At 69.1% G+C, this 15613-nt stretch carries 9 protein-coding genes; 2 read left to right on the top strand and 7 right to left on the bottom strand.

Annotated features, from left to right (window positions below; all coding sequences use genetic code 11):
- The 7 genes from IEY95_RS50945 to IEY95_RS50315 all read right to left on the bottom strand — a co-directional run.
- The coding region (locus IEY95_RS50945; protein ID WP_373294687.1) for an AMP-binding protein at positions 1-263 on the bottom strand (263 nt) is incomplete at its 3' end.
- Entirely contained in the window at positions 263-2335 is a 2073-nt protein-coding gene (locus IEY95_RS46610; RefSeq protein ID WP_189192407.1) for an ABC transporter ATP-binding protein, read from the bottom strand. The genes IEY95_RS50945 and IEY95_RS46610, both read right to left, overlap by 1 nt.
- A 388-nt stretch (positions 2336-2723) precedes the next feature.
- Positions 2724-3659 carry a ParB/RepB/Spo0J family partition protein gene (locus IEY95_RS46605; protein WP_229703829.1) on the bottom strand — a complete coding sequence of 312 codons (936 nt, stop codon included), beginning with the start codon at positions 3657-3659 and terminating at the stop codon, positions 2724-2726.
- Positions 3660-4179: 520 nt separating this feature from the next.
- Positions 4180-5229 (bottom strand): 3-deoxy-7-phosphoheptulonate synthase, encoded by a 1050-nt coding sequence (gene aroF / locus IEY95_RS46600; RefSeq protein ID WP_189192405.1) that lies wholly within the window; start codon positions 5227-5229, stop codon positions 4180-4182.
- A gap of 207 nt (positions 5230-5436) precedes the next feature.
- Positions 5437-6765 (bottom strand): sensor histidine kinase, encoded by a 1329-nt coding sequence (locus IEY95_RS46595; protein ID WP_229703828.1) that lies wholly within the window; start codon positions 6763-6765, stop codon positions 5437-5439.
- A 7-nt stretch (positions 6766-6772) separates the two neighbouring features.
- Positions 6773-7426 (bottom strand): response regulator transcription factor, encoded by a 654-nt coding sequence (locus IEY95_RS46590; RefSeq protein ID WP_189192404.1) that lies wholly within the window; start codon positions 7424-7426, stop codon positions 6773-6775.
- Positions 7427-7809: 383 nt separating this feature from the next.
- Entirely contained in the window at positions 7810-10656 is a 2847-nt protein-coding gene (locus IEY95_RS50315; protein ID WP_268240559.1) for an AAA family ATPase, read from the bottom strand.
- Positions 10657-11815: 1159 nt separating this feature from the next.
- Here IEY95_RS50315 and IEY95_RS46580 point away from each other — a divergent pair.
- Positions 11816-14719 carry an AfsR/SARP family transcriptional regulator gene (locus IEY95_RS46580; RefSeq protein ID WP_189192402.1) on the top strand — a complete coding sequence of 968 codons (2904 nt, stop codon included), beginning with the start codon at positions 11816-11818 and terminating at the stop codon, positions 14717-14719.
- A gap of 267 nt (positions 14720-14986) precedes the next feature.
- Complete coding sequence (locus IEY95_RS46575; RefSeq protein WP_189192401.1) at positions 14987-15529, top strand: sigma-70 family RNA polymerase sigma factor; 543 nt, start codon at positions 14987-14989, stop codon at positions 15527-15529.
- Positions 15530-15613: the final 84 nt, after the last annotated feature.

The following is a 15613-nucleotide window of genomic DNA, read 5'->3' as shown; positions in this document are numbered from 1 at the left end:
AACACCGCAATCAACTCAGGCGACCGCTCCAACACCACCCCAACCCGATCACCCCGACCCACCCCCACCCCAGCCAGATACGCCGCCCACCGCCCCGACGCCTCCCACAACTCCCCATACGACAACCCACGTTCACCGCCCACGACCGCCAGCGCATCCGATCCCGAAACCACCCGCCCACGGATCAACTCCGGCACCGGCCGAAAGGGCCGGAGTCCCTCGGGGGCCGGGGGCTGGGGCACAGTGGAATCCGCCTGGCCCATCATCGTTCTCCCTTCAGTCGGCGGCCCGGATGCGGGCCACCGCCGCCCAGTACAGGTCCCCCGCCCAGGCCCGGGCCCCCGCCCAGGCCCCCGCCGAGCACGGGTCCGCCGCCCAGTACGGGGCCACCGCCGACGACCGGCCCCCGGAGGACGGGTTCTTCGCTGGGGGCGTCGGCGCCCGAGCCGTTCATCCCGGCCCTGTTGAACTGGGTGTGGTACAGCTCGGCGTAGAGCCCGCCGGCCGCGAGGAGTTCCTCGTGCGTGCCGCGCTCGCGTACCCGGCCCCCGTCGACGACCAGGATCTGGTCAGCTTCGCGGATGGTGGACAGACGGTGGGCGATCACCACGGAGGTCCGGTCGCGCAGCGCGGTCTTCAGCGCGCGTTGGATGGCGACTTCGGACTCGGAGTCCAGGTGCGCGGTGGCTTCGTCGAGCACCACGACCGACGGGGCCTTCAGCAGCAGCCTGGCGAGGGCGAGCCGTTGCTTCTCGCCGCCCGAGAGGCGGTAGCCGCGGTCGCCGACCACCGTGTCGAGGCCGCTGGGCAACGAGCGGATCAGCTCGCCGATCTGGGCGGCGTCACAGGCTTCGAGCAGTTGTGGCTCGGTGGCTTCCGGGAGTGCGTACAGCAGGTTCGCGCGGATCGTGTCGTGGTAGAAGTGCGCGTCCTGACTGACCACGCCGACGACTTGGCGCAGTGAGTCGAGGGTGACGTCGCGCAGATCGTGACCGTCGATGCGTACGCTCCCCGAGGCCGGGTCGTAGAGGCGGGACACCAGATGGGTGGCGGTCGTCTTGCCGCCACCCGACGGTCCGACGAGGGCGGTGAGCTCGCCGGACGGAACCCGGAAGCTCATGTCGTGCAGGACCTCCGGGGTCCCCTTGGCCCGTTCGGCCGGGGAGAGCACATTGGACTCCAGGGAGGCCAGGGACACCTCGCTGGCGCGCGGATAGCTGAAGGACACGTTGTCGAACTGGATCTCGGGCGCGGGGCCGCTGCCCGGAACGGGCAGTGCCGTCGCGTCCGGCCGTTCGGTGATGAGGGGCTTGAGATCGAGCACCTCGAAGATCCGGTCGAAACTCACCAGCGCGGTCAGCGCGTTGGACTGGAGGCTGGACAGCTGCGTGATGGGTCCGTACAGCCGGCCGAGCAGGGTGGCCAGCGCCACCAGGGTGCCGATGCGGAAGACGTCGTTGAGGACCATGCTGCCGCCGACGCCATACACGAGCGCGGTGGTGAGGGAGGCGAGCAGCGCCATGATGATGAACGAGAGCCTGCTGTACACCGTCCAGACGACGCCGATCTGCCGCACTTCACCTGCGCGTGCCTCGAATGCGGCGGCCTCCTGGTCCGGGCGCCCGAAGAGTTTGGCGAGCATGGCTCCGCCGACGTTGAAGCGTTCGTGGATGATGCCGCCCAGTTCGCCGTTGGCCTGCATCTGCTCGCGTGAGTAGTGCTGCAGGCGCCGGCCGACGTAGATGCCGGGCACGATGAACAGCGGCAGCGTGAGCACGGCGATCAGGCTGATGAGCCAGGACAGGTAGAACATCTCGGCGAGGACCAGGGCCACGGTCAGCACGCTGGTCGCCGATGCGAGGAGTGTGGTGAGGGCCTGCTGGGCGAGCATGACGTCGCCGTTCAGACGGCTGGAGAGCAGTCCCGTCTGGGTGCGGGTGAAGAAGGCCATCGGCTGCCGCTGCACGTGCTTGAACGCCTGGACGCGCAGATCGTGGCTGATGCCCTGCCCTATTCGGCCGGAGTAATAGCTCTGCACGAGTTGCGTGAACGCGTCGAGAACGGCGAGCCCGGCGACGACAAGGGAAATCGCGGTGACAACTCCCGCATCGTCCTTGAGTATTCCGTCATCGATGATCTTCTTGAGGAGCAAAGGTGTGGAGACGACGATGAGGGAATCCACCACGGTAAGCAGCAGAAGAAGGAGAAGCGCGTTCTTGTGCGCCTTCATATAGGTGAGGGAGCGGCGCGGAGTGCCTGGCCGAAGGGCCTGCTTTCGGGACCCTGACTGCGGCCCTCCGAGGGTAGGCCCGCCAGGACCTTGGGTGATCAACATGCGACGGAAACCTCCTGCGCTCGAACAATTGCGGCGACTCCGCTCACTCCGCTGACGATACCGGCGATCAATTCCCGTCAACCAGGGCGGAGTTGGGCAGCACAATGCCCGAAAATGGGAATGCTTGCCCGCGCGCGTCGACATCGCACACGCGGGCAGCTGATTCAGTCCCCGCCGTCCAACTGGCCGAATTGCCCACTTGGACGCGGGGGCGTTCATGACACCGCTTCACGAAACCGCCCGACGGGCCTCTTGGCGCTCCGACGGGGCCGCTTCATGAAACCGCCTCATCAGACTGCTTCATGAGGCCGTTTCATGAGGACGTTGTTCATAAGGACGTTGCATAAGGACGTTCCATGAGGCTGCCCTACAGTGCGGACAAAAGCCCTTACGCCGTTTCGGCGACCTTGCGCTGCACGCGCAGCGCGGCGTCCGCCCACATCTGGGCACAGTCGTTGGCCAGACAGGCCACGATCTCTCCGCAGTGCGGCGGCACCTTGTCGATGATCTTGTCCCACTCCGCCATGCTGATCGTGTGCATGGCGAGCAGGCGCAGCAGGGTGCGTCCGGTCTCGCTGAACCGCAGTGCCGGGTCCGCTTTCAGGCGCTTCACGATCGCCGCACGGTCCTCAGCGGGTTCTCGGTCGGGTACGACCGTGGGGCCCCGGCTGCCGTGCGGGGCGGCCGGGGGCTCGTCGTGGCCCGCCTGCCTGCCGCGCTGCGGCAGCGGGTCCTCACCCCGCCGCATCCGGTTGCGTACGTCACGCACGGTCTCCGGAGAGATGGCCGCGACGCGAGCGATCTGCCGGAGTGACAGGTTGGGGTTCTCGCTGATGAGCTGACTGGCGACCCGGCGCCCCTCGTTGCCGTTCAGCGGACGCGCCCGCCCGTCGTGGCCGATCCTGCTCTCCCCGGCGGGCCGGCCGCCCGGGGCCCGTCTGCGGATCTCCGCGACCGTCCCGGGAGCGATGCCGCTCACCGAGGCGATCACCCGGTCCGACCACTGCGGGTGCGAGGCGATGATGCGTGCCGCCGCGTGTTTGCGGTCCGCCGTCGTCAGCGGCATACCGTGCGTGACATTGGACTCGACGGCCAGCACGAAGGCGTCGGCCGCGTCCCCGTCGAAGTACTGCACCGCGATCTTGCGTTGTCCCCGGATTTCGGCGGCCCGCAGTCGGTGCAGGCCGTCTATGACACGCCCGGTCGAGCGGTGCACGGTGATGGGCGGTAGTGGGTTCTGTGCCACCGCGAGTGCTTCGACGTGCTCCGGATCGACTCCGGAGATGCGTGGTGAGTCGCCCGTCGACAGCGATGCGATATCCACTTCGACGACCATGAGATGGTTTGTTTGCGCGTGCCCCTGTGTTGTCAACAACATTTCCCCCTAGTGATCCGACACCGTCCGGGCACGGAGAAGAAGCCGGTCTGCTCGAACCGGTGAACCGTGCTCTTGTGGACAGCGCCGCCCGGCCCGCCGAGTTCCTGTACTCCAGGGCCGAGTGAACGTGACTGCGCTGCGCAGAAAGGCGTGTCCCCCGTACGCCCTCGTCTGCCGTCCTGAAACGATCGGTCCATCAGCCGTGCGGAATCCGAACCGCGCATCCCGTCGATCGCGTAGTTCGTTCCGCGTGCGGCATCGAAATTCCCCCGTCGGGAATCTGTCTTCCAGCACGCTCAAGGGGATCTGCGCCCCCGCTGATCGAGCACGCTCACCCTAACAAGGCGTATTCACGGCAGGTACCCCTCAACCAGCGGAGCGGAACAGCCCTTTCCACCCCTACTAAGCCCTGCTGGTGCCCCTTAATGGGCGTGATCCCCACCCCTACGGGCTGTCCAGTACCGGATCAGCGGACCGCCGCATGCCCCCGTGGGGCCGGCTGGGCGAGAGTACGTCCCATCAGCGGCGACAGGATGGCGATGGCGTCGGCGAGCTCGGGAATCCCGGACGGGGGCACGGCCTGGTCACCGTCGCACAGTGCCGTTCCCGGGTCGGGGTGTACATCGATCAGGACACCGTCCGCGCCGACCGCGAGGGCGGCCCGGGTGAGGGGCAGCACCAGATCGCGGCGTCCGCCCGAGTGGGAGGGGTCCACGATCACCGGCAGGTGGGACAGCCGCTGCACCACGGGTACGGCGCTGATGTCGAGGGTGTTGCGGGTGGCGGTCTCGAAGGTACGGATGCCACGCTCGCACAGCACGATGTCGAGGTTGCCGCGCTGCGCGATGTACTCCGCGGCCATCAGCCACTCCTCGATGGTCGCCGCGAAGCCGCGCTTGAGCAGGACGGGCCGCCCGGCCGCGCCCACTGCCTGGAGCAGCGCGAAGTTGTGCATGTTGCGGGTGCCGATCTGCAGCATGTCCGCGTAGCCGGCGACCAGTTCGACGGTGCCTGGGTCGATGACCTCGGTAATCACCGGAAGCCCGGTCTCCTCCCGCACCTCAGCGAGGATCCGCAGTCCGTCTTCGCCGAGTCCCTGATACGCATACGGGGAGGTGCGCGGCTTGAACGCCCCGCCGCGCAGCAGCGCGGCCCCCGCCTGCTGGGCCATCCGTGCGGCGGCCAGGGTCTGTTCCGGGGTCTCCACCGCGCACGGTCCCGCGATCACGGTCAGTGTGTCGGGCCCGAGGGGCACGCCGCCGACCCTGATCACGGAACGGTCGGGATGGTGTTCGCGGCTGACCAGCTTGTACGGCACGGAGATCCGCACGACGTCGAGGACGCCGCGCCGGTTGGACAGGTTGAGGGCATCGAACGCGTCGACATCTCCGACGAGGCCGACGATCGTGCGGGACACTCCGCGGCTGACGAACGCGTCCCCGCCGGCCGCGCGTACCGACCGGACGACCGCGTCCACGTCCTCCTCAGTGGCCTCGGGGGCCATCACCACCACCATGGAACTACTCCCGTCACTTGGGCCGACAGCGGACGACCAGGTGCTGATCGTGAAGAGGTGCGGGCTTTCCGGCAGACGCGGTTCCGGCGACTCCCGGAACGGGGCGCGCGGTTGTCGGCGGTCTTGCCGCTCACATCCACCGGGCCGGGAAACGAGATGACCGACCGCGGCGCGTCACGTCAACGGTAGAAGTGTCGGGGTCTTTCCTCAACGGCCCCCCGCCGCAGTGTCCAACTGCGCAGTATCCGTACGGCTCCGGTGCGTCGCGGCGGGGGCCGGCGCCAGAAGGGGGATGCCGTGCCGGCCGGGTCGTTCCGTGCGGGCGAGGAACGCGACCTCCACCGCGAGTCCGCCGTCCGGCCGGGCCCGTGCGACGATCACCGCGTTGTGGGCGCCGGCGATCGCGCGGACGATCGACAGACCGAGACCGTGGTGGCCGCCGCTGGCCGTGCGGCCGAGCCGCTGGAAGGGCTCGAACAGCCGCTCGACGTGTGCCGGCGGCACCGTGGGCCCTGTGTTGGACACGGAGACGACAGCGCGTCCGGCGTCGGTGCGCGTCGTGATCTCCACCTGCCCTTCGGGAATGTTGTAGCCCATCGCATTGTCGACGAGATTGGCCACCAGGCGCTGGACCAGGGCGGAGTCGCCCGAGGTGGGGGCGGGAGCGATCGTGGTCTTGAGCCGCAGTCCGCGCCTGGTCGCCTCCGGACGCGAGGTCCGTACGATCTGCTCTACGACGACGGACAGCTCCAGGGGTTCGTGGTGGTCCAGGCCGCGTTCGCTGCTGGACAGGGTGAGCAGCGATTCCAGGAGGCGTGCCTGTTGTTTGCTGATCTCCAGAAGCCGCTCGAAGTTCGACCTGAACGACTCTCGGGTGGCGTGCCGGTCGATGAGCGCCTCCTCCAGCAGCGCGTGCTCCAGGGTGAGCGGGGTGCGTAGTTCGTGTGCTGCGTTGGCGACGAACCGTTTGTGGGAGTCGAGGGCGCTCTCCAGGCGGCCGAGGAGTCCGTCGACCGTGTCGGCGAGCCCCTTCAGTTCATCGTCGGGCCCGGCGACAGCCAGCCGTTCGTGCATGTTGCTCGCGGAGATGCGCCGGATGCTGTCGGTCATCGAGCGCAGCGGATGCAGCACCCGTCCGGCGACGAGCCAGCCGAGCACCATCGAGATCACTGCCATGATGCCCAGGGCGATCCCCGACTGGACCAGCAGATGGTGCACTTCGGCCTCGTGCTGCCGCAGGGCCTGCTGGCGCAGTTCCTGGGTGAAGTCGGCGAGCTGCGCGGAGCCGCTGGGGTCCGGCCCCAGGTAGAGGTTGCCCTGACTGTCCGGTGTCACCACGGGGTTGCCGGCGCCGCTGTCGACGAGGACCAGGCTCGCCGGGGAACCGGTGACGAGCAGATAGGTGATCGCGAGGAGGACCCCGCCCGAGACGACAAACAGCGCCCCGTACAACAGGGTCAGGCGCAGGCGCACCCGTCGGGGCATCAGACGGCGGGCGCAGGCGGAAATCGTGGTGATGAGCGGGGACAGACGCATGGCTGCCTCAAATCCGGTAGCCGCCCCGAGGAACGGTCTCTATGACGGGTGGGTCGCCGAGCTTCGGGCGCAGCCGGTTGATCGTCGCTTTGACGGTGGTGGTGAACGGGTCGGCCGCCTCGTCCCACACCCGTTCCAGGAGTTCCTCGGCCGACACCGCCCGGCCCTGGGCTGCGAGCAGGTACTCCAGGACCGCGAACTCCTTCGGGGTGAGCGCGAGTCGCACACCGGCCCGCGACGCGATCCGCTGGGCGGGGTCGAGCCGCAGATCGCCGTGGACCAGCACTGGAGGGAGCGCCGGCTGGGAACGCCGGGCGAGCGCCCGGATACGGGCGACCAGTTCGGCGTACGCGAAGGGCTTGGGCAGGTAGTCGTCCGCGCCGAGGCTGAACCCCTCCACACGGTGCGCGATCGTCCCGGACGCGGTGAGCATCAGGACGCGGGCGTGCACGGGCTGGCTGGCGAGCGCGCTGCAGACGTCGTCGCCGTGCACGCCTGGCAGGTCCCGGTCGAGGACGACCACGTCGTAGTCGACCACGGTCGTGCGGTCGAGGGCGTCCGAGCCGTCGTAGACGACGTCGACGGCCATTCCCTCCCGACGCAGTACCCTCGCCACCGAATGCGCCAGCTCGGCGTGGTCCTCGACGACCAGTATCCTCATCGCCCACCCCTAGCGGGGCACGTGATCGCTGGGGCAAGGACAGTGCGGCTGAGGCTGCTCATGGGGTGTCACGTTGCCCGACCACACGTCACACACCGGTCACAGCTCCGGTCGCGGCCCCCCGTCGACGCGCCTTCACGTTCGATCCCCTGGTGTCGGAAGGGTACCGCCCGGCTCCGCGCCGCGGTCACAGATTTTCGGACCTTGGTGTGACCGTCCGCCCCGTAGAACGGACCACCGGAGCGGCCACGCCTGCGACACGACCGCGAGGACGAAGGGGTGCTGTCGAGATGCTCGAGATGTTCTACGGCCTCCTCTTCCTGGGCGTCGCCGTGCGGATGCCGGCCCGCGCCGTGCGGACGCCGCTCGTGGACGGGCGGCGCCTACACCGCTCGGAGGCGGTCGCAGCCCTCGCCGTGGACGCCCTCCTCACCGCCGCACGAGACCGCGACGAAGCTCAGGCGCGACGCCAGATCCGCTCGGCGCCGTACGGCGAGTTTGCGGTACGAACGGGTCAGATGCTGCTCGACGGTGCTGATCGTGATGAACAGCTTCTCGGCGATCTGCCGATTGGTGTACCCGTCGGCGGCGAGTGTCGCCACCCGCATTTCCGCGTCGGTGAGTTCGACGGCGGCGCCCTGGGTGTCGTGGGCGTTCCAGGGCCGCTCGCCGGGCAGGGACCCGGTGTCGGCCGCGGGCTTCGTCCTGGGCGCGGGGACACCGCACTCCCGCTCCAGCTGTTGGGCCTTGCGGGCCAGGGCCCGGGCTCGGCCGCCGTCTCCCAGTTCGCGGTGGGCCCGTGCCAGGTCGGCGATGGCACGGGCGAGTTCGAACTGGTGGCCGCGCTCCTGCAGGATCTCTACGGCCTCGCCGATGAGCGGCAACCGCTGCCGGGGGGCGAGCGCGCCCGCCAGGACACGCAGCGAGACGCCGTGCACCCAGGAGCGTCCGGGTCCGGCCAGCGCCAATTCCTCCTCCGCCAGGTTCAGGGCGCGGTCGTCGTCGCCGAGGGAGAGATAGGCCTGGGCTGCGTCGGTCCGCCACGGTACGAGGGCGGGCAGGTCGAAGTTCCAGCGGGTCATCAGGTCCCCGCAGGTATGGAAGTCGTCGAGCGCGGCGTAGGGGCGTCCGGCGGCGAGGTAGTAGTGGCCGCGCGCCTGGAGATAGAGGAGTCCGTCGGGGCTCTGGAACGCCGGGTCCGGTATGGGCACGGCCAGTTGGGCGGCCGCCTCGTCGAGCCGGCCCAGGGCGGTGCTGACGTGGAGGGAAGTGGTGACCGGCGAGGCAATGGCCACGCCCCAGCCCTCGGCGGGTACCAGTGTGAGCGCGGAGCGCGCCGACTCCTCCGCCGCGGCGAGCCGTCCGGCGCGCAGGTCCATGCGTGCCTTGGCCGACGTCAGGAGCGCCTGCCACATCGGGACGCGTCGCTCGGTGGCCTCCTGGAGAAGGGTGTCGCACCAGAGTGCCGCCTTGTCCAGGCGGTCGGCGAGGACCAGACAGCGCAGGGCAACGACGAGCGCCGTCAGGGTGCGGTCGTCGAGGCGGGTGCTCTGCAGGATCTGCTCGGCACGGACGACCACGCCGTCATCGGCCTCCTCAAGCACCGTTTCGATCAGGTTCGCCGTGCGCTGATGGGGGCTTCGCGTCAGATCGCCCGTGTGCGCAGCGTCGTCGTGGCGGGCGGTGCCCTCGCGGCGGGCGGCGACGGAGCCCGGACGCCCCGGGTAGGCGCACGCGATCCAGCGACGGGTGTTGTCGAGCCCAGGCCCTTTGGTCCCGTCCGGGCCGGACGGTGCGCCGTGCTTCTCGGCGGCGTCCACGACGTCGAGGGCCTCATCCACCTTCCCGAACCAGAGCAGGTGCCCGACGAGTTCGTCGACGTGCCGCGTGCCGAGTCGGCCGCCGAGCGCGGCGGCGGTGAGCTCGGGCAGGTTCTGGGCGACGGCGGACGGATTGACGCGCCAGCCGGCCCGCGTCAGTTCCGCCTTGACCGCGAGCGACTGGCGTGCGTCGGCACCGGAGTCTCGTGCGGTGTGCAGGCAGGTGAGGGCGAGCTCGATCTCGTCGTCCGCCAGGGCCCGTTCGGCCGCATCGAGCAGGGTACGCAAAGCCCACGGGGCGTCGACCGGTTCGGCCGCGACCAGGTGCCGGACCACCACGGTCGCCGCCGCGCCGTGTTCGTGCAGCACTTGGGCGGCCCGGGCCTCCAGGTGCGCGTGGTGCGCGGGTTCCATGCTCCTGAGTGCCGCGGTCCGGCCGGCTTCGTGGCGGAACCGGCCGTTGTCGAGCAGCCCTGCCTCGTTCAGGGCGCGCAGACCACGCTGCACGGCTTCCCGAGTGGTACCCAGGACCTCCACCAGCTCGGCGAGCGACCCGTCGGAGCCGAGCACCGCGAGGCCCCAGACGGTGTGCCGGGCCGACGCGTCACTGCGGTAGACGGCGGTGTTCACCGCCTGCGCGAACGCATCACCCGGTACGAGTGCGGGGGCGTCCGAAATGCGTTGGTCCTCGATCAGAGCCTGCGTCAGCAGCGGGTTCCCGCCGCCCACACGGTAGAGGTCGGCGACGAGCTTCCGCCCCTGCGCCAGGTCAGGGCCGAGGGTGGAGACCAGGTCGGCCACTCCCTGACGACGGAGGGGGCGGAGCCTGATATTCCGGACGCCGGACAGCCGCAATAAATCCACCTGCAATTGCTGGCTGCCATCGGGAAATCCACTGTTTCCGGCCAGCACCACCAGAACTCGACTGACGTCGAGACGCCGGGCCAGATAGAGTAGACAATCAAGCGATTGACTGTCGGCGTGGTGCACGGCATCGACGCTGAGCACAACGGGCCTTTTCTCCGCCAATTTCAGCACTGTCCCGCAGAGCTCGGGAATCACTTTCATCGCCAGGGCCGGTGACACCTCCGGAGTGCCGTGCCGTTGTGCGTCCTTCGCGATGAGCTCCACAAGACGGGTCGCACGCTCGGCGTCGGCCTCAGGCAGGTCCGCGCCGAGCAGTAACTGCCCCAGCACTCCGAGGGGCAGGACACTTTCTGATTCTGATGCTGTGGCCTGCAGGAACAGCGCTCCATTCGCGGTTGCCCGCGCACCGAAGGCACGCAGCAGCGCGGTCTTGCCACTGGCCACCGCTCCGCTCACCCAGAGCACGCCACCACGCCCGGCGCCGCAGGCGCCGAGCATGCTTTCCATAATGGATAGTTCTTCCGTTCGGTCCACCAAGTTCATGAGCCAGACTTCTCCCCCGCACCGACGGTTATCTCTCAAGCGGGCGGCCGGTCGGCCGACTCCCATCCATCGACACCGTCGGTCGCCTACACGCCCACTCTGCCATATTTAAAAATCGAATACCACCAACATTTGACTCGATGGGATCGAATAACCGTCGGGAACGCGCCACAAGTTTCGCGGTCGGAGTTCCGAATTCCACATGCGGCAGCCTTCTCCGAATTTCCCGCACACACCGATATCAATGGCCTTTTGAATGCTTCCGGCAGCCCGCGGCCCTGTCGCACAGGGACTGGTGGGGTGGTGGGGACGGCTGAGTCGCCGTAGGGATGGCGCGATCGGCATGGCCGCCCAGGTTCCGCTTGGCGAGAAGACACCGCGCGTGCCCCGGAGCGGGGAGGCAGGGCACGGGTCCCGCCCCCGGTATCGACGGGGATACAGGGAGATGCGGAGAAGCGGGCAGCGAACAGGGCGCGGTCGCCGGGCAAGGCGGCTCGGGTTGGCGGCGGCAGAAAGCGGTCGCCCAGCTTGGCCGGGTCCAGGCCACTGCTGGTGCGGACGCACGCGGTCAGCCGCTACGGTCCGCCACGCACCATCCAGGCGATGGCCAACGACGCCGTCACCTTCATCCGGGCGCTCGGGCTGGAGCGGGGCGACATCCATGGCCGCGGCACCGGTCCCGCGGGTGGCGAGGGCATCAAGAACGTAACGGTGCTGCGAGTTCGCAGCAGGTCGCCGAAACGGGCCGGCGCCGACCGGATTCACGGTTGCGAACGATTCCGAGAGGTGTTTCGTCGCGCCGGGGAGAATGCGCCGCGGATCGCGTCGATGGTTCCGCAGCCGGCCGCCGTCGGCCGCCGAGGGCGCGGGGTTCGCCGGCGCCGGGCCCACACAAGAATTGGACACCACGTCCAACACTATGTCGTAATTACGATATTGAGCGCACTCGTGAGTGCAACGGAGTCCTGTGCAACTGAGGGGAGAGTGTTGTTATCGGTAGTGACTCCTCCAGACGCGGTAAGGAACTGCGTGTCACCGGCTGGAACAAGCGACCCACCATCGCTCGAAGGCGCACGTGCTCACTTCCCAGGAGGTGAGACAGCCCGGCCGGTGGCCTCACATCGGTCACGTAGGTTGTCGGCACGAGGGGTGTACCCACATGCGTTTCGCGGTGCTGGGCCCTGTCAGGGCGTGGCGTGGCGACACCGAGCTGGAGCTCGGACCGCCCAAACAGCGCGGCCTCCTCGCGCTTCTGCTGATCCAGTCCGGCCACCCGGTGGCCGTCCAGGAGATCGTCGACGCCCTGTGGGGACAGAATCCGCCGGACAGTGCGGTCAATGTGGTGCAGCGGCACATCGGAGCTTTGCGGCGGTTGTTCGAACCCGGCCTTCCGGCCAGAGGCACTTCACGGTGGCTGGTACGCCGCTCCGGTGGCTATCACCTGGATGTGGATCCCGACTCCCTTGACCTGCTGCAGTTTCGCGCCATGCGCCAGGAGGCCGGCCGGCTGGCGGAGAGCGGGAAATCGGCCGAAGCCACGGAGCTGCTGATCCAGGCCCTGGCCCTGCGGCGAGGTCCCGCGGCCATGGGGATCCCGCCGGAGGTGAGGGCGCACCCGGGCTTCACCGCGGTGGACCGTGAGCATCTGTTCGCCGTCAAGGAAGCGGCGGACTACGCGTTGGATGCCGGTCCTGGGCTCAGCGCCCGGGTACTGGTCACGCTGAGACAGGCAGCCGCACAGCATTCGCTGGACGAAGTGCTGCAGGCCAAGCTGGTCGTGCTGCTCGCGGCCACCGGCCATCAGGCGGAGGCCCTGGAGGCGTACCGGACGGTGCGCACCCGGCTCGCGGACGAGCTGGGCCTGGATCCGGGTCCTGAACTGCGGGCCGCCCAGCAGCAGGTACTGCGCCAGACCGTTGCCGTGGGCCCGGCGCCGTCGGCCGCCGAGGGCGCGGGGTTCGCCGGCGCCGGCGAACAGGCCGGAGAGCCGGACGACGCAGCGGTGCGATCTCAGCAGGACATCACCATCACGGCGCTCACGGCGCGGCCCGCCCAACTGCCCGTGGACTTTGCGGCTTTCGCCGGCCGAAGCTGCGAACTCACCAGCCTCCACGCGCTGTTGCCCCCGACCGGGGAGACACCCTCGGCGGTGTTGATCAGCGCGATCGGCGGCATGGCCGGGGTCGGCAAGACCACGCTCGCCGTGCACTGGGCCCATCAGGTCGCCGACCGCTTCCCTGATGGGCAGCTCTACATCAATCTGCGCGGATTCCATCCGACCGGTCCGATGGTGAGTCCCGCGGAGGCGATACGGTCCTTTCTCGACGCGTTCGGAGTGGCCGCGCACCGCATTCCCACGTGTCTCGACGCGCAGGCCGCTCTGTACCGGACGCTGCTCGCCGACCGGCGGGTGCTGGTTGTCCTGGACAACGCGCAGGATTCCGAGCATGTGCGCCCGCTGCTGCCCGCGTCCCCCGGCTGTCTGGTCATCGTCACCAGTCGCAACCAGCTCCACGGTCTGGTGGCCGGCGAAGGCGCGCACTCGGTCACCCTGGACCTGCTGAGTGAGGCGGATGCCCTGGAGTTCCTGTCCCGTCGGCTCGGTGCCGACCGGGTCGCGCGCGAGTCCCGCGCGGCCGGCGAGATCGTCGCACTGTGCGGACGCCTGCCGTTGGCGCTGGCCATCGTGAGCGCCCGAGCCGCGGTGAACCCGGCGTTCTCCCTCTCCTCCATCGCGGCCGAGCTGCGTGAGGGCCAGGGCAGCCTCGACGCTTTCGCCGGTGAGGCGCCCCTCGCGGACATGCGCAGCGTGTTCTCCTGGTCCTACAGCGCCCTCACTCCGGAGGCCGCGCGACTGTTCCGACTGCTGGGCATGCACCCGGGACCTGACAGTTCCATCACCGCGGTGGCGAGCCTGGCCGGCCGGCAGCCGAACCAGGTCCGGCCGCTGCTGACGGAGTTGGTACGCGCGCATCTGGTGTCCGAGACCGAGCCGGGTCGTTTCGGCTGCCATGAACTGCTGCGCGCCTACGGCGCGGAGCTCGGCCAGGCGCAGGGCACGGCCGGGGAGCTGAACGAGGCCAGGTGCCGGATGCTCGACCACTATCTGCACAGTGCACAGGCGGCGGACCGGGCACTCGCGCCCACCCGTGAACGCATCGAGCTGCGGCCCCCTGCGGCCCACGTGACCGTGGAGCGGTTCGCCGACCACCGCAGCGCTGTGGAGTGGTGGGACAAGGAGCGTCCCGTCCTGCTCGCGGCCGTGGACCAGGAGGCCAGGCACGGCAGCGGCGAGCACGGGTGGCAACTGGCCGCAACGCTGGAGTCGTATCTGGACCGCAGCGGCCGCTGGCAGGAACAGCTCGCCGCTCAGACGGCGGCGACGACGATGGCGCAGCGACTGGGCGACGTACGCGGCCAGGCGCACGCACACCGGGCGCTCGGTTTCGTCAGCGGGCGGCTGGAACGCTGGGACGATGCGCGTGTGCACCTCTGGCGGTCACTGGAGTTGTTCGGCGAGATCGGTGATCCGGCCGGGCAGGCCCGTGCCCACCGCTACCTCGCGTTCCTGGCCAACAGGCGGAAGCGTCACGAGAAGGCCCTCGATCACTATCTGCACGCCCAGACCCTCTACCGCTCGACAGGGCTGCGGTGCGGTGAGGCGAGTGTCTCCAACGAGGTCGGCTGGACGTACATCCTGATGGGCAAGTACGACAACGCCCTGGACGAGTGCGGGCGCGCCCTGGCGATCCACCAGGAGATCGGTGACTGCAACGGCGAGGCGGCCGCGTGGGACAGCCTCGGCTACGCCCATCATCATCTGCACGACCACGAAAAGGCACTCACGTGCTACGCGCATGCGCTGGAGCGGTACCGAGAGATCCGTGACCGCTACCTGGAGGCGGACACTCTGGTGCATATCGGCGACACACATCACGCGGGCGGTCATCACTCGCGGGCAGCGCTCGCCTGGCGGCAGGCGCTGGAGATCCTCCTTGAGATCGGTCACCCGGACGCCACGCACGTCCGCGGCAAGCTGGAAAGCCTCGACGCGCCCCGCTGATCCGAACACGCCGCAGCGGCACGGCTGTTGCTGAGCAACAGCCGTGCTTCCGCTCGTGCTCCCGAACGTCAGAAATCCGTCAGCGTTCCGGCATTGCCCGCTGCTTACGCTCGCCGAGGACCGCTTCACGGGGCCTTCACCGCGATTGTCACGAACCACGTGTTGGCGGACGGTCATCGACACCCGAACCGGGTCTGGCCGGCCTGCTCACTTCGCGCCGTGCGCCCCAGCGGCACACGTACGACTTTCCCTCTCAGGAACTGGAACATGAACACGATCACCTCTGCGGACGTCTCGACGCCCGCACGCCAGAGGGACCTGCTGCACACGCTGATCTCCGACCACGCGAAGGCAGTGCTCGCCTATGTCGAGAGGTTGCTGAACGATCGCCACGCCGCGGAGGACATCGTCCAGGAAACCCTCATCCGCGCCTGGCATCACCTGGAGCGGCTCTACGGCACCGAGGGCTCGGTACGGGGCTGGCTGCTCACCGTGGCCCGAAACCTGGTTGTCGACCGGCTGCGCAGCGCCGCCCACCGTCACGAGACCGTCGGCGCCGAGGAGCGTGACGCGGTCCGGCCCGACGATGCCGACGCCGTGCTCGTTCGGGCCGAGGTGACAGCCTTGTTGCGGCAACTGCCGCATGAGCACCGGGAGGTGCTGCTGCACACCTATCTGCGCGACAAGACCGTGCAGGAGACAGCACGGATACTCGGCATACCGGCCGGCACCGTCAAGTCCCGTCAGTACTACGCGCTCAACAGCCTGCGCGCGAAGGTCATGACAGAGGCGGGCGTCGCCGTACGGTGAGTCGGCTCTCCGGCCCGGTCCGCCCATGCGGTGCGCGCAGCGCACGGTGTGGCGGGCCGGGCCGTCCGCTGTGCCGTGGGCACG

Origin of the sequence: Streptomyces albiflavescens (genome assembly GCF_014645835.1) — a bacterium.
Taxonomy (GTDB): domain Bacteria; phylum Actinomycetota; class Actinomycetes; order Streptomycetales; family Streptomycetaceae; genus Streptomyces; species Streptomyces albiflavescens.
This window is presented reverse-complemented; position numbering and strand designations above follow the sequence as displayed.

Coding starts and splice junctions, on each gene's coding strand:
- IEY95_RS46610 (WP_189192407.1), bottom strand. CDS start 2,335: ATGTTGATCACCCAAGGTCCTGGCGGGCCTACCCTCGGAGGGCCGCAG.
- aroF (WP_189192405.1), bottom strand. CDS start 5,229: ATGGTGGTGGTGATGGCCCCCGAGGCCACTGAGGAGGACGTGGACGCG.
- IEY95_RS46595 (WP_229703828.1), bottom strand. CDS start 6,765: ATGCGTCTGTCCCCGCTCATCACCACGATTTCCGCCTGCGCCCGCCGT.
- IEY95_RS46590 (WP_189192404.1), bottom strand. CDS start 7,426: ATGAGGATACTGGTCGTCGAGGACCACGCCGAGCTGGCGCATTCGGTG.
- IEY95_RS50315 (WP_268240559.1), bottom strand. CDS start 10,656: ATGAACTTGGTGGACCGAACGGAAGAACTATCCATTATGGAAAGCATG.
- IEY95_RS46580 (WP_189192402.1), top strand. CDS start 11,816: ATGCGTTTCGCGGTGCTGGGCCCTGTCAGGGCGTGGCGTGGCGACACC.
- IEY95_RS46575 (WP_189192401.1), top strand. CDS start 14,987: ATGAACACGATCACCTCTGCGGACGTCTCGACGCCCGCACGCCAGAGG.